16 protein-coding genes and 1 other annotated feature are annotated in these 14861 nt (G+C 38.8%); all 16 genes read right to left on the bottom strand.

Translation table 11 applies throughout. The annotated features are described in order from the left end of the window. Positions 1–177 precede the first annotated feature (177 nt). Positions 178–1092 carry an RluA family pseudouridine synthase gene (locus NIZ91_15995; protein USY54237.1) on the bottom strand — a complete coding sequence of 305 codons (915 nt, stop codon included), beginning with the start codon at positions 1090–1092 and terminating at the stop codon, positions 178–180. Beyond that, positions 1089–1559: a signal peptidase II gene (lspA, locus tag NIZ91_16000; protein USY54238.1), complete on the bottom strand. Its 471-nt coding sequence runs from the start codon at positions 1557–1559 to the stop codon at positions 1089–1091. Before lspA ends, NIZ91_15995 begins: the two co-directional genes overlap by 4 nt. Positions 1560–1638: 79 nt before the next feature. Then, positions 1639–1932 carry a conjugal transfer protein TraR gene (locus NIZ91_16005; GenBank protein ID USY54239.1) on the bottom strand — a complete coding sequence of 98 codons (294 nt, stop codon included), beginning with the start codon at positions 1930–1932 and terminating at the stop codon, positions 1639–1641. Between the two features lie 181 nt (positions 1933–2113). Continuing rightward, complete coding sequence (gene ileS / locus NIZ91_16010) at positions 2114–4885, bottom strand: isoleucine--tRNA ligase (protein USY54240.1); 2772 nt, start codon at positions 4883–4885, stop codon at positions 2114–2116. A 72-nt stretch (positions 4886–4957) separates the two neighbouring features. Beyond that, positions 4958–5180, bottom strand: a binding site (T-box leader). A 68-nt stretch (positions 5181–5248) separates the two neighbouring features. After that, positions 5249–5743, bottom strand: coding sequence for a DivIVA domain-containing protein (locus NIZ91_16015; GenBank protein USY54241.1), 495 nt, complete (start codon positions 5741–5743; stop codon positions 5249–5251). Between the two features lie 84 nt (positions 5744–5827). Next, on the bottom strand, positions 5828–6601 hold the full coding sequence (locus tag NIZ91_16020; GenBank protein ID USY54242.1) for an RNA-binding protein: 774 nt from the start codon (positions 6599–6601) through the stop codon (positions 5828–5830). Positions 6602–6649: 48 nt separating this feature from the next. Continuing rightward, positions 6650–6919 carry a YggT family protein gene (locus NIZ91_16025; GenBank protein ID USY54243.1) on the bottom strand — a complete coding sequence of 90 codons (270 nt, stop codon included), beginning with the start codon at positions 6917–6919 and terminating at the stop codon, positions 6650–6652. 6 nt (positions 6920–6925) lie between these two features. Continuing rightward, positions 6926–7393: a cell division protein SepF gene (locus NIZ91_16030; GenBank protein ID USY54244.1), complete on the bottom strand. Its 468-nt coding sequence runs from the start codon at positions 7391–7393 to the stop codon at positions 6926–6928. A gap of 23 nt (positions 7394–7416) precedes the next feature. Further along, on the bottom strand, positions 7417–8091 hold the full coding sequence (locus NIZ91_16035) for a YggS family pyridoxal phosphate-dependent enzyme (protein USY54245.1): 675 nt from the start codon (positions 8089–8091) through the stop codon (positions 7417–7419). Positions 8092–8098: 7 nt separating this feature from the next. After that, positions 8099–8923 (bottom strand): peptidoglycan editing factor PgeF, encoded by an 825-nt coding sequence (gene pgeF, locus NIZ91_16040; GenBank protein ID USY54246.1) that lies wholly within the window; start codon positions 8921–8923, stop codon positions 8099–8101. A gap of 75 nt (positions 8924–8998) precedes the next feature. Then, positions 8999–9253, bottom strand: a complete 255-nt coding sequence (locus tag NIZ91_16045; GenBank protein ID USY54247.1) for a YlmC/YmxH family sporulation protein — start codon at positions 9251–9253, stop codon at positions 8999–9001. Positions 9254–9443: 190 nt separating this feature from the next. Continuing rightward, positions 9444–10223 (bottom strand): RNA polymerase sporulation sigma factor SigG, encoded by a 780-nt coding sequence (gene sigG / locus NIZ91_16050; GenBank protein USY54248.1) that lies wholly within the window; start codon positions 10221–10223, stop codon positions 9444–9446. Positions 10224–10370: 147 nt separating this feature from the next. Beyond that, on the bottom strand, positions 10371–11090 hold the full coding sequence (gene sigE / locus NIZ91_16055) for an RNA polymerase sporulation sigma factor SigE (GenBank protein USY54249.1): 720 nt from the start codon (positions 11088–11090) through the stop codon (positions 10371–10373). A gap of 29 nt (positions 11091–11119) precedes the next feature. Then, the gene (gene spoIIGA, locus NIZ91_16060; GenBank protein USY54250.1) at positions 11120–12040 is read right to left on the bottom strand and encodes a sigma-E processing peptidase SpoIIGA; all 921 of its coding nucleotides are present in this window, start codon (positions 12038–12040) and stop codon (positions 11120–11122) included. A 199-nt stretch (positions 12041–12239) separates the two neighbouring features. Beyond that, positions 12240–13403, bottom strand: a complete 1164-nt coding sequence (gene ftsZ / locus NIZ91_16065) for a cell division protein FtsZ (protein ID USY54251.1) — start codon at positions 13401–13403, stop codon at positions 12240–12242. A 41-nt stretch (positions 13404–13444) separates the two neighbouring features. Then, positions 13445–14749: a cell division protein FtsA gene (gene ftsA, locus NIZ91_16070; protein USY54252.1), complete on the bottom strand. Its 1305-nt coding sequence runs from the start codon at positions 14747–14749 to the stop codon at positions 13445–13447. Between the last annotated feature and the right edge of the window lie 112 nt (positions 14750–14861).

Consider the following 14861-nt stretch of genomic DNA (forward strand, 5'->3'; position numbering starts at 1 on the left):
ATTGTGACATAAAAAAATCCTCTACCGCTAAGGTGAGAGGATTAAAACGTCTACGTTAATCTGTAGAAAAGGGTAGAAATACCCCACGTTTTTGAACGTTTCCTTCTCAGCCTCACGGGACTGTCTTTAAAGGTTCTCATTAAGTTATCTACAGTATGACAGTTTGTTTACTTCTTGTCAACTTCTTTTTTCAAGTAGCTCCAGCATTTCTTCAAATACTTTTGGTACAGGTGCTTCAAACTCGATATACTCGTTTGTACGAGGATGTACAAAGCCTAAAACGCCAGCGTGAAGTGCTTGTCCCTCAATAGGAAGCGTCTTTTTCGGTCCATACTTTGGGTCTCCTGCAAGTGGAAAACCAATGTATTTCATATGAACGCGAATTTGATGGGTTCTTCCCGTTTCAAGCTTACACTCCACTAAAGAAAAATCTTTAAAACGTTCCAATACTGTAAAATGCGTTACGGCATCACGAGATTTATCATCTGTAACGGTCATGCTTTGACGATCTTGCTTATCACGGCCAATTGGTGCATCAATTGTACCATGATCATGTTGAATAACGCCGTGTACAATCGCCTTGTAACGTCGCGTTACTGTTTTAGCAACAAGCTGATTTACAAGTGATTCATGAGCCATATCGTTTTTTGCTACCATTAGCAGTCCAGAGGTATCTTTATCAATACGATGTACGATTCCTGGTCTCGTTACTCCATTAATACCGGATAAATCCTTGCAGTGAGCCATTAAGCCGTTTACAAGGGTTCCTGTATAATGGCCTGGAGCTGGATGAACAACCATACCTCTAGGCTTGTTAACGACTAACACATCTTCATCTTCATAGTAAATATCTAAATCCATTTCTTCAGCAACAATATCTGGTTCTTTTAAATCAGGGACCTCTAAAGTGACAACATCCCCAACTTTACATTTATAGTTTCCTTTTACCGTATCGCCGTTTACTTTTGCACACTCATCTTTAATCCACTGCTGAACCTGTGAACGTGACCATTCTGCATTAGCAGTTGCTAATACCTTATCAATACGTTCACTTTTTTGTCCTTCTTCAATAATAATTTCAACTACGCTCATTCTTTCGTGCTCTCCTTCTTTTGCTTTCCTTCAAATAACGTGAGGATAAACATAATTCCAACACCGACTACCAATGCTGAATCCGCAACGTTAAAGATTGGAAAATCGTATGTGAAAATGTATGTATTAACGAAATCCACCACTTCTTGGCGAAAAACACGGTCAATAAAGTTTCCTATTGCTCCACCTAACATCAGTCCAAGCGCTACTCCAAGCCACTTATCCGCTTTATTTATTTTGCGAATATACACGATAAGCCCTATTACAACAACAACAGTAATGGCATAAAAAAACCACATTTGTCCCTCTAAGATGCCCCAAGCTGCTCCTCTGTTTCGATGTGAAGTAATATACAAAAAGTTTTCAACCACCGGAATGCTTTCACCAAGTTCCATTTCTTTAACTACAATCCACTTTGTTAACTGGTCAAAAATAATAATAGCTAAAGCGATCATATAATAAAACAAAGCCGTTTCCTCCTGCCGTAAAGTCAAACGAATCCATACTACAGCATTTTAGCATACATTTTATATTTTTTCTCGCTTCTTACCATAAAACAAATAAATCTTGTTCCGTTCTGGCCGTTGGAATAACTTTTAATTTATGAATACACATTTGCTCCCCTGTATTTTCATCTATTCCAAACGCTCCAACATCGAGCTTTGCTAAAGCTCGCTCTACATCTTTTAAATCTGCTTTAATCATATCAATAACATATCGTTCTTTATAGGGGTCATATTTCATCTCATTCGTATTACCATCATATTGAATTAGGCGTTCTTGTAGTTCTTCCTTTATAACTGATAGTTCTTGTCCAATTGAAAGGTACTGCTCGTACATTAAACCGCCTCCTTATCGATGAAATCAATCTTCTTGATTTTATCGTTACCGATATGAGGACGAATACAACACGACAAGTTTTTCCTTCATTGAAAAACCTAATAGCAATAGGTGTTGGGAATTTCGTACAGTCTTTTCTCCTCAAAAAAAAGCACGCTCATAAAGAGCGTGCTTTTTCCATTTACTGCTGAACGTAGTTCGTTTTCACAACATCTGCACATCTTGCACATAATGTTGGATGAGCTAAGTCTGAACCAACTGTTGTTGTAACTGTCCAACAACGTTCACACTTTTCTCCCTCAGCAGGTGTTACAGCGATTGCTGCATGCTCAAAGCGCTGTGCAGTTTCCGGTGCATCTGCTACATCACCAGCAATCTCTAAGGCTGAAACGATAAACAATTGACCTACATTTTCTGAGATAGATGCTAACAATTGCTTCGTCTCAGCATTTGGGTATAGAGTCAACTTCGCTTCAAGAGATTTTCCGATTACCTTTTCATTACGAGCTTGTTCAAGTGCTTTTAACACTTCATCACGTAGTTCCATAAACGCATCCCACTTCTTCTCTAGCTCATCTGCACCAGCAATTTCTTTCACTTCTGGCATATCCACTAGCTGTACGCTTTCTTCTTCTACGTTTGGAATGTGAACCCATACCTCATCAGCTGTATGAGAAAGGATTGGAGATACTAACTTTGTTAGAGATAGTAGCGTTTCGTAAAGAACGGTTTGAATGCTACGACGTTCTACGTTGTTTGCACCTTCGATATATAATACGTCTTTTGCAAAATCTAAATAGAACGAACTCATATCAATTGTACAGAAATTATGAACCGCATGATAAATACTTGAGAACTCATATGCATCGTATGATTTTTTGACTTTATCGACTAATTTATTTAGCTTAACTAGCATGTAACGATCCACTTCGCGAAGCTGCTCTACTGCAATTGCATCCGTTTGTGGATTGAAATCTGCCAGGTTTCCTAATAGGAATCGGAACGTATTACGAATTTTACGATATACTTCAGCTACTTGTTTCAAGATGTTATCAGATACGCGTACATCTGCCTGGTAGTCAACAGACGCTACCCATAAGCGTAGAATATCTGCACCTAACTGTTTCATAACCTTAGCTGGAATAACCGTGTTACCAAGTGATTTACTCATTTTACGACCTTCACCATCTAAAGCAAAACCATGACTTAAAACGGCTTTATAAGGTGCTTCACCCGTTACAGCAACGCTTGTAGATAAGCTTGAGTTAAACCAACCGCGATATTGGTCAGATCCTTCTAAATAAAGGTCAGCAGGACGCTGTAACCCTTCACGCTCTTCAAGTACAGCTTGGTGAGAAGATCCAGAATCAAACCATACGTCCATAATATCCGTTTCTTTTGTAAACTGACCGTTTGGACTACCAGGATGAGTAAAGCCTTCTGGTAATAAATCTTTTGCTTCACGCTCAAACCAAATGTTCGAACCGTGCTGACGGAAAAGCTCTGATACATGCTCAATTGTCTCATCCGTAATAATCGGCTCATCATTTTCAGCATAAAACACAGGAATTGGTACGCCCCATGCGCGTTGACGAGAAATACACCAGTCTCCACGATCACGAACCATGTTATAAAGACGCGTTTCGCCCCAAGCAGGAACCCACTGTGTTTTTTCTACTGCCTCTAATAACTCTTTGCGGAAGTCTTTAATTGATGCAAACCATTGCGCTGTTGCACGGAAAATTGTCGGCTTTTTCGTACGCCAGTCATGTGGATATGAATGCGTGATAAACGATAGCTTTAACAGCGCGCCTTCGGCTTGAAGTTTTTCTGTAATTGGCTTGTTTGCTTCGTCATAGAATAAGCCTTCAAATCCAGGTGCTTCCTCTGTCATGTGACCTTTGCTGTCAACTGGACAAAGTACACTTAAACCGTATTTTTGACCCACAATAAAATCATCTTCCCCGTGTCCTGGAGCCGTATGAACACAACCAGTACCCGCATCAGTTGTAACATGGTCACCTAAAACGAGTAGAGAATCACGCTTGTAAATTGGATGTTCTGCTACTACGTGCTCAAGTTCAGCACCTTTCATAGTACGCACTACTTCATATTCAACCCATTCAATTTCTTTTGCAACGGTCTCAACAAGTTCTGATGCCACGATGTATTTAGCACCATCTACGGCCACTACGCTATATTGAAGCTCTGGGTTTACAGCGATAGCTAAGTTTGCCGGCATTGTCCATGGCGTTGTTGTCCAGATGATAAATTTCTCATCGCTTTCCACTACGCCTTTACCATCTTTTACATTAAACGCAACGTAAATAGAAGCAGAACGCTTATCGTAATATTCAATTTCAGCTTCTGCTAGCGCTGATTCACTAGATGGAGACCAATAAACTGGTTTTAGCCCTTTGTAGATATAACCTTTTTTCGCCATATCTCCAAACACTTTAATTTGCTGAGCTTCGTATTCAGGCTGAAGTGTCACATAAGGATTATCCCAATCAGCACGTACACCTAAACGTTTAAACTGTTCACGCTGACCTTCCACTTGCTCCCACGCGTACTGTTCGCAAAGCTTACGGAATTCAGCAACGCTCATTTCTTTACGGTTAACTTTTTTATTCTTTGTTAAAGCTGTTTCAATTGGTAAACCGTGCGTATCCCAACCAGGTACATAAGGTGCACAAAAACCTGACATAGATTTATAGCGAACGATAAAGTCCTTTAAGATTTTATTCAGTGCATGACCCATGTGAATATCACCATTTGCATAAGGAGGGCCATCATGTAAAACGAATAACGGACGACCTTCTGTACGCTTTTGAACTTTTGCATAAATATCCATTTCTGCCCACTTTTCTTGCATTTGTGGCTCACGATTTGGCAAATTTCCACGCATAGGAAATTCTGTTTTCGGCATTAATAACGTATCTTTATATTCCAAAGTTCTAACCTCCATAAAATCGTAAATTTCATTCCGTATATAGCTACAACAAAAAGAGACCTTCTCATCCCAAAAAGGGACGAGAAGGTCTCCCGCGGTACCACCCTTGTAGACAAACTGCACTTCCGCTTGTCCTCTCAGCATTCGTAACGTGAATAACACGTCGCTGCTTACTTCGTTTCAGCAGCAATACTCCAGGGTGATATTCGTTTCTTTGATTAGACCGAGCTCTCACCCTCCTCGGTTCGCTAAACGTAATCATGCAAGAAACTACTGTCCCTATCTCCGTACTATACGTATGAAATTTCATCTGTTACCAAATTATATGACAACAAAACGAAAGAAGTCAAGGTTCTGTCTTGACTAGTCGATTTTTTCTTCTAACGCCGGCATTTCATAGTCCATTAATTGATCCCAATCATCACTATTTAACATTTCTAACTGAGCTTCAATTAACATTTTAAAACGAGTACGGAATACTTTTGATTGCTTTTTCGTCTCTTCAATATCCATCGCAATTTTACGAGACTTTGATAAAGCTTCATTGATAATACGATCAGCATTTTTTTCCGCTTCTTTTACAATTAGCTTCGCTTCTTTTTCTGCATTTCGCTTTACGTCTTCTGCTGCTTCTTGAGCAATTAAAATTGATTTATTCAGTGTTTCTTCGATGTTAGTAAAATGTCCTACCTTTTCAGTAAGTTCAGTTACTCGCGCTTCTAATTCTTTTTTCTCACGAATAATTAATTCGTAATCCTTAATTACTTGGTCAAGAAATTCATTGACCTGGTCTTCATCATATCCACGAAACCCACGATTAAATTCTTTGTTATGAATATCTAAAGGGGTTAAAGGCATGTAGGCCACCTCCACGTTGTCTCATTACATTGTTTGTAATGGAATATTCGACATATTTCTGTTATTTCCTGCTTACAATTTTTGTTATTGTTGTTTTCCTACAACTACTCGCCACTTGTCTTTTTTTGTCTTCCCTTCAATGGATATGACCTTACTTCGACCAAACCCTCTTAACGAAAGCACATCTTCTGCTTTGCATTCAAAAGAAGGCTGTTCAACCGTTTTAAAATTTACTTTTACCGCTCCATTACCAATAAACGGCTGCACTTTTTGACGAGATAGATTGTAAATGGTAGATAGTAAAACGTCTAACCGCATGGATGATACGGTATACGTTTTTTCCTGAAATTCACTTTGAATTTGAAGCAACTCTGTACGCCCTTTTTTCACAAGGGATATTTTTGCTTTTCCCACTGAAGTGAAGTTTGCTTCTACGTAAGAAGATATTTCATCGGCAATAACCAGCTGTATCCGCTCATCTTGCACTAAAATATCACCAAACTTCGACCGTTTTAACCCAAGCGACATTAAAGCTCCTAGTACTTGAGGATGCTCCACGTTTACAAACTTACTAGGATAGTGCAGCTCGTAGTAGCTCAGTTGAAAATCTTCATCTCTCGCCTCATAATAATCAGGATACAAAAGCGCTCGCTTTCGTTCTCCTTGTTCACTTCCACCGTCAAACGAAACAAGCACTTCTCCTTCTGTTCCAATGATAGCTGAAACAATCTGCTGCTCGCGAGGGTCTAAAAAGTCCGTCAGCTTTGGGCTATATTGATTAAGAACATCTTCTTTCCACTCCAATACGAGGTCAATAAATGCTCGTTCTTCTTCTCGAAAATGTTGATAAATAGACATGTCTACTCTCCTTGCTCATATGTAAAAAAGGAATCAAATGATTCCTTTTTATATGAACCCTAACATTCTAAATAGCGATACGAGTCCACCACTTGCAAAACGTAGCACAAGAATAGCTACCAATGGTGAGAGATCAATCATTCCAAGCGGAGGAATGATTCGTCGAAACGGCTCAAGGTAAGGTTCACAAATGCTTCCCAGCATTTGTCCAAATCGAGATGCACGAATATCCGGAACCCACGACATAAAAATGTAAATAATGAGTGCCCAAGAGTAAATCTCGATTAGTTGGAGTAAAATCCTAAGTACGATTTCCATATACGGTTACCACCTCTTTACGTTGCTTGTTTCATGTTCAGTGAGCATATCTGAAATGCTGCCACTAACATCGACATTGTCTGGCGTACATAAAAAAATATCGGTTCCGATTTTTTGAATGTCACCACCTAAAGCATAAACCGTTCCGCTTAAAAAGTCGACTATTCTTACTGCTTGATCACGCTGAATGCGCTGTAAATTCACAACAACGACTTTGCGGTTCTTTAAATGGTCGGTAATATCTTGGGCTTCGGCATAGACTCGTGGTTCAGATAAAACCATCTTTGATGACTTTTGTACGCTTTGTAAGCTTATAACATTTTGTTGCTGACTGTTCACTTGCTTTTGGGCCTTAGAAGGTTGAACAGCAGCAGGTTCATTGTCATATTCTTTTTGATCGTATCTTTCTTCTACGTACTCTTCTGTTTCATCATCCATGGCAAAAAAGCTTTTAAAACGATTCTTCATACTCATCGCCTGACACCTCCTTAACGTTCTTAACCAACCAGCGTGGTTCCTAATCGAATAAATGTTGCTCCTTCTTCAATAGCAATTTGATAATCATTTGACATTCCCATTGAGAGCTCTTGGCAAGGAGCATAGCGTAAATTAAGAGTTTGAATTTCTTGCTGTAGCTTTTTTAAGTCTTTAAAACAACTTCGTAAGACCTGCTCATCATCTGTATGAGGAGCCATTGTCATTAGTCCAACCACTTGAACATTTGGGTATTCCTCTAATGCTTGAATAAATGGAACAACCTCATCAGCTGATAACCCATGTTTAGACTCTTCTTCAGCAACATTTACTTGCACAAAACATTTTACTGGTTCACTTGCTCGTTTATTAATTTCTTTTGCTAGCGATAAGCGATCTAACGAGTGGATGTACGATGCTTGGTTGATAATATTTTTCACTTTACGCGTTTGAAGCGTCCCAATAAAGTGCCATGTAGCGTTGTTACTAATTGTCTCATATTTCTCCGTCATACCTTCGTCACGATTTTCCCCTAGGTGTATAAGACCTGCAGCTACGGCCTCTTGTGCACGTTCAGTAGATACGTATTTTGTCACGGCTACAACCTTTACTTCTTCTGGATGACGCCCTACCTTCTCACAGGCTAGTTTAATTTGTTCTTTTACTTGTTCTAAATTGCTTGCTACGCTTGCTGTCACTATGTAGTCAATCCTCCTTAAAACCTATAAAGCTAAACATACGACCGGTTTTACCTTGATCGCGACGATGCGAAAAGAATAGATCATCTTCACAGCTTGTACAATAGGATGAAACAGTAATATTCGCTTCATTTACACCAGCTTTTTTCATCAAATAAACGTTTAGTTTTTTCAAATCTAATCGATATTGATTGGGAGAAGTTTGCACATATACGTCCGCTGATGGCGCTATCTTGTTCACTGCTGAAATGACGCGGTCATCGACAATATAGCAACATGATTCAATCGCTGGACCTACAGCAGCATAAATATCTTCAACAGGTATTCTCTCTTCCTGTACCCATTTCCGAACCATCTCACCTGCAATATCTTTAACCGTTCCTTGCCATCCAGCATGAGCTAGTCCTACTATATGATGGTTTGGAGCATAAAAATATAGAGGCACGCAGTCCGCATAGCATAGTGCTAACAAGACGTTTGATTCATTTGTATAAATTCCATCTGTTTGTGCAACTCCATCATCATAAACATGCGTTCCCTTTCCTGATTGCTTACGCGTTACTTTTTGTACAACTGAATTATGTACTTGTTCAGCGCAAACCCAACTTGATAAGGGCATATTTAGATGGTTAGCTAACATTTCTCTATTTAAAATAACGTGTTCTTTGTTGTCATGTACGTGCAGTCCTAGATTGAATGACGTAAACTGGAGCTCGCTTACCCCACCATTTTTAGTCGTAAAGCCACTAATCAGCTGACTATTTTCATTCATCCATGGACGAAGCCACATAAACGATTCATGATGGCTTTTTGTAAAAGCAGCTTTATTCATGTATGTGACACACCCTTTATCTATTGTTCTCAAATATTGTACCACAGATTGAGAATAGCTGTTTATAAAAATACATTAATTCTCTTCAAGTTCATAGCTGTCTTTATAGCGGACTAAAATAACGTCAGAACCAATCTTTACGATGTTTCGCCACGGAATAACAATTTCCTCTTCCTTCCCAAAAAAACCAAGCATTCTTGAATTACCGATGACGATTGCCTGAATTTTACCAGTAGCCAAATCAATATCAATGTCTCCCACATGCCCTAATCGCTTGCCGTCTGCTACGTTAACTACATCTTTAATTTGAAATTCAGAAATCTTTAACATCCCTATTCCCCCTACTCTCTTATCCAACACGTCATTTTAAGAAACGAAAAAATCCCTTTGTATATGTATATTTAAACTTGAGTGGTTTCATGAAAGAAAAGGTAATTTTACGCGCTTTTTCTTCTATCAAACAAACCGCCGCACAGAGTAATCTATGCGGCGGTTTATCATACGTATGAAGCCAAAAATATTAGCTTTGAATGTTCTTATTCATCTGTTTAATGGCTGCTTTTTCTAAACGAGATACCTGTGCTTGTGAAATCCCAATTTCATCAGCCACTTCCATTTGAGTCTTTCCTTGAAAGAAGCGCTTTCGTAAAATTAGCTTTTCTCTCTCATTTAGTCGACGCATCCCTTCCTGTAAGGCTATTTCTTCAATCCAAGTAGAATCACGATTTCGCTCGTCACTAAGCTGATCCATCACATAAATAGGATCTCCTCCATCATTATAGATAGGCTCAAATAATGATACTGGATCTTGAATAGCGTCTAACGCAAATACAATATCTTCATGTGGAACTTCTAATACTTTGGCTATTTCTTCTGCAGTTGGTTCTTTTGATGTTTCACTCATTAATCTTTCTCGCACTTGAAGTGCCTTATATGCAATGTCTCTTAATGATCTCGATACTCGAATTGGGTTATTGTCTCGCAAGTAGCGTCGAATTTCTCCAATAATCATCGGAACAGCATATGTAGAAAATTTCACGTTTTGTCCTAAATCAAAGTTGTCGATGGATTTCATAAGCCCAATACAGCCTACTTGAAATAAATCATCAACGAATTCTCCGCGGTTATTAAAGCGTTGAATTACACTTAGAACAAGACGTAGATTACCGCTCACTAATTTCTCACGAGCGGTTTCATCACCAGCTTGCAGCTCCTTAAATAAAAGGCGCATCTCATCATTCTTCAATACAGGAAGCTTTGAAGTATCTACTCCACAAATTTCTACTTTATTTCTTGTCAATTCTTTCCCTCCTCACAGGAGATGATGTTCTGAGTTCAGTATCTCCTTGAAAGGAAAAAATATGCACATTCAAATTTCTTACATTTTATTCCTGAAACAAAATGCGGTAACAACAGGATCAGAACTCCTACTTGTTACCGCATTTTGTTACACCATTTTATTAAATTCTTTTCGAAGCCTTTTAATAATTCTTTTTTCTAATCGTGAAATATACGATTGAGAAATGCCAAGCATATCGGCTACATCCTTTTGTGTTTTCTCTTCTCCACCCGCTAATCCAAATCTTAACTCCATAATTTGTTTTTCACGATCATTTAGCTGATGTAGAGCCTTTAGTAAGAGCTTCCTGTCCACATTGGCTTCTAAGTCTTTTGTAATGATATCTTCCTCAGTACCCATCACATCCGAAAGCAAAAGCTCATTCCCATCCCAATCAATATTTAATGGCTCATCAAACGAAACTTCTGAACGAATTTTATTGTTGCGGCGTAAGTACATGAGAATTTCATTTTCAATACATCTCGATGCGTACGTAGCTAGCTTAATCTTCTTTTCTGGATTAAACGTATTTACTGCTTTTATTAACCCTATTGTCCCAATACTAATTAAATCCTCAATATTAATCCCCGTATTTTCAAATTTACGTGCAATATAAACAACTAAGCGTAAGTTGCGCTCAATTAATAAAGATCTTGCTGCCTCATCACCAGAAGGAAGTTTTTTCAGTAATACTTCTTCTTCATCTTTTGTTAAAGGTGGCGGCAATGCTTCGCTCCCGCCAATATAATATACTTCATCCGTTTTAATTTTTAACTTGATTAATAACTTGTACCACCATAACTGTAACCTAATACGATATGTAGACATTCAAATTCCCCCTTTTATTTTTGTTTAAATTAAGAAGCTGAGCTGACTTCTCCAATGACTAATAGCTTCGGATGAATAATTGATTCATATTGTCCTTCAACCGATAATGTTGTATGGCTAATTCCAATCAACACCTTTTCAACATGAATTTCCTGGGAGTTGTGAACAATCGTTACGTGATCAGGCTTTAAAGCCATCAATAGCTGATTAGACTGTCCAACACTTCGATACGGCACAAATCTAACTCTCGCATACCAGTCGTGATCAATATCCTCATCATGCGAAAATGATTGGACATTTTTACTTAATTGAAGCAGGGAGGAAGGAAGGACTTCTTCAAGTAAGGAAGCTGCAACAATCATAACAGGTGTTTTCGTTAATGGATCAACAAGTTGGTTACCGCTATCAATAAGACCTTTTGTATGAATTTCTACACCGTTTAAACTAACCTTCACATCTGCTAGCTGATCAAATGTAATATTTTTCATTTTCATATCTTCAACTCTCGCCTTAGAGAAATAGGCTAGAATAGGGAAACCTATGCATACAAATAACCAGCTGATAGGATCTCCAAACTGCGGTTGTGTGCTCACCATTTCATCTACCAGCAAATATTGTTGATCAAATAGGAAATGAATTCCTACTAATCCACCACCTACGACAAACGTTGAAAAGTACAATGTCAATAAATTTTCAACAAAGAAACGCAGACGCTTATACCCAAAAGCTACTAACACCATAATGAGGGAGAACATAATTTTAACTGCAGGATGGAGCATAATATGAGAAAATTCAGTAAACATAAGAAGTACAATTAAAGAGCCAATAAATCCCCCTAAGCAAAGTCGCCACCATTTAAACTGCCGCTTTAAAACCGTTGCGCATAAAAGTAGCAAAATCGTATCTAATCCAAAATTAAGAATCCAGATTAAATCTAAATAGATTGGCAATGATTGAACCTCTCCATTCCTCTTAATCTCTTTTGTTAAAAATTAGTATAAAGCATAATCTAGTAGAAAGTCTGTCATTTCATGGGGAGAAACAAGCAGTATTTTTGAGGAAATAATCCGATATTTGTCATTCTTTATCTATTGAACAAAGAATTAAAAAAAAAAACACGCTGATCTCTTTTAAGATCAGCGCATTTTTTTAGCGTCTACGATTTCGGTTACGTAAGAACGTTGGAATATCTAAAGCATCATCTGATGACGATTGAGGCTGCGTTGGACGAGAATATTCTTGTTGAACAGGCTCTTCACGCTTCACTTCACGCTTTGGCGGAGCAGCCACAGGCTGTTGCTGTTGCGGCACACGGTTAGCTGTTAAAGATGGACGTCCTGGCTTACCTTGAGATAGGTCTTGATCACTAAAGCCTGTCGCAATAACTGTAACAACGATTTCGTCTTTTAGATTTTCATTGATAACCGAACCAAAAATCATGTTTACTTCTTGATCTGATGCAGAAGCGACAATGTCAGCTGCTTCTTGAACTTCATACAGGCTTAAGTTTGTTCCACCAGTAATGTTCATTAGTACGCCTTGCGCACCATCAATTGATGTTTCAAGCAATGGGCTTGAAATAGCTTTTTTAGCTGCTTCGGCCGCACGATTTTCACCTGTTGCAATACCAATCCCCATCAATGCAGAGCCTTTGTTAGACATAATTGTTTTTACATCGGCAAAGTCTAAGTTGATAAGTCCAGGTACCGCGATTAAATCAGAGATACCTTGCACACCTTGACGTAGTACGTTATCTGCTTCACGGAATGCTTCAAGCATTGGTGTGTTTTTATCTACGATTTCTAATAAACGATCGTTTGGAATAACAATTAGCGTATCAACAGCTTCTTTCATAGAAGCGATACCACCAGCTGCTTGAGTAGAACGTTTACGCCCCTCAAATGTGAACGGACGTGTAACAACACCTACTGTTAAAGCGCCGAGTTCTCTTGCAATTTGAGCGATAACAGGAGCAGCACCAGTTCCTGTTCCACCACCCATACCTGCAGTAACGAACACCATATCTGCACCTTTTAAGGCTTCTTGAATTTGCTCTTTACTTTCTTCCGCTGCTTTTTTTCCTACCTCTGGATTGGCTCCAGCACCAAGACCACGAGTAAGCTTAGCGCCGATTTGCATTTTTGTTTCTGCTTTTGATAAATTTAGCGCTTGGGCATCCGTATTAACTGCAATAAATTCTACACCTTGAACACCGTGTTCAATCATACGGTTTACTGCGTTGTTACCGCCGCCCCCTACACCGATTACTTTTATCGTTGCTAATTGGTCTACACTTGTATCAAACTCCAACATGATAGTTCCTCCTAATTCATCGAAATTACCAATCCGTAACGTTAATCAAAGAAGTATCCAAAGAACTTCTTCATTAAATTTTGGTCATTTTTCTTTTTTGGCTTCTCACTTGACTGCTGTGGCTGTACTTGTTGCTGCTGAGGTTTCGCTGCTGGAACAAACTCTTCCTCAAACACCTGTTCTTCCACAACTGGGGCTCCAATTTCACGCCCTTGAATTTTTGCATTTTTATAAGCGAACTTAATGAGGCCTACACCAGTAGTGTAATGCGGCTCACGAACTCCAATATAATCAGGTACAGCAATGCGCACGTTATTTTTCAACACAACTTGTGCTAGTTCTAAAATGCCTGGCATTGCTACAACGCCACCTGTTAAAACAAAACCACCAGGAATATCTCTGTATCCTAAACGGTTCACTTCCTGCGTTATCATTTCAAAAATCTCTTCTAATCTTGCTTCGATAATATCAGAGATTTCTAGTTGGTTAAACTGCTGGTGCTGATCGCTACCAATAATAGGTACGCTAAAAACCTCTTCTTCGGATGCATGGTCATAGAAAGCATGTCCATGCTTAATTTTAATAGCTTCTGCATCTTCTGTTGATGTTCGAAGTCCAATTGATAAATCCTTTGTAATATGTTCCCCACCAACTGCTACTACGGTCGTCACTTTTAAATGTCCTTGATCGAAAATAGCAATAGTCGTAGAGCCTCCGCCTATATCAACCAGTGCAACTCCTAGGTTTTTTTCATCGCGAGATAAAGCAATTGAACCAGAGGCAAGTGGCTGTAAGCAAATATCACTGATTTCTAAACCGGCTCTCTCTACACAGCGTAATAAGTTATGTAACACCGTTCTAGACCCTGTAATAATTGTGCCTTCCATTTCTAAGCGTACGCCAATCATCCCACGAGGATCATTAATTCCCTCTAATCCATCTACGATAAACTGCTTCGGAATAACATCAATGATTTCACGATCAGGTGGAATGGACATGACTTGTGCTGCATCAATTACTCGGTGAATATCTTCATTAGCAATTTCACGATTTTCACTTGATACCGCCACGACTCCATGACAATCTTGTAAAAACACGTGGTTCCCACTAATGCCTACGACTACCTTTTTAATTGTAATGCCAACCATTCTTTCAGCTTGTTCTATTGCTTTTCTAATTGATTGAACTGTTGCGTCTATATCAACGATAGAACCTTTTTTTAACCCGTGTGACTTTACATTCCCTACACCAATGATATTCAATGAATCGTTACTCATCTCTCCGATGATTACTTTCACACTGGATGTACCGATGTCTAAACTAACGTATATTTCATTGCTGTTCATTCTTTGGCACCTCCTTTTACATTCTACACATCTTTACTACTTTGACGTCAGAAGAACAACAAACTTTCAATTTAGCTTTTATTATATGAAAATATTCAACAAACTAAGCTGT

The sequence above is a fragment of the Bacillus sp. 1780r2a1 genome, assembly GCA_024134725.1.
GTDB classification, from domain to species: domain Bacteria; phylum Bacillota; class Bacilli; order Bacillales; family Bacillaceae_H; genus Priestia; species Priestia aryabhattai_A.

Coding starts and splice junctions, on each gene's coding strand:
- ftsA (USY54252.1), bottom strand. CDS start 14,749: ATGAACAGCAATGAAATATACGTTAGTTTAGACATCGGTACATCCAGT.
- pgeF (USY54246.1), bottom strand. CDS start 8,923: ATGAATAAAGCTGCTTTTACAAAAAGCCATCATGAATCGTTTATGTGG.
- NIZ91_16005 (USY54239.1), bottom strand. CDS start 1,932: ATGTACGAGCAGTACCTTTCAATTGGACAAGAACTATCAGTTATAAAG.
- NIZ91_16045 (USY54247.1), bottom strand. CDS start 9,253: ATGTTAAAGATTTCTGAATTTCAAATTAAAGATGTAGTTAACGTAGCA.
- NIZ91_15995 (USY54237.1), bottom strand. CDS start 1,092: ATGAGCGTAGTTGAAATTATTATTGAAGAAGGACAAAAAAGTGAACGT.
- sigE (USY54249.1), bottom strand. CDS start 11,090: ATGTCTACATATCGTATTAGGTTACAGTTATGGTGGTACAAGTTATTA.
- NIZ91_16030 (USY54244.1), bottom strand. CDS start 7,393: ATGAGTATGAAGAATCGTTTTAAAAGCTTTTTTGCCATGGATGATGAA.
- NIZ91_16025 (USY54243.1), bottom strand. CDS start 6,919: ATGGAAATCGTACTTAGGATTTTACTCCAACTAATCGAGATTTACTCT.
- NIZ91_16015 (USY54241.1), bottom strand. CDS start 5,743: ATGCCTTTAACCCCTTTAGATATTCATAACAAAGAATTTAATCGTGGG.
- NIZ91_16020 (USY54242.1), bottom strand. CDS start 6,601: ATGTCTATTTATCAACATTTTCGAGAAGAAGAACGAGCATTTATTGAC.
- ftsZ (USY54251.1), bottom strand. CDS start 13,403: ATGTTGGAGTTTGATACAAGTGTAGACCAATTAGCAACGATAAAAGTA.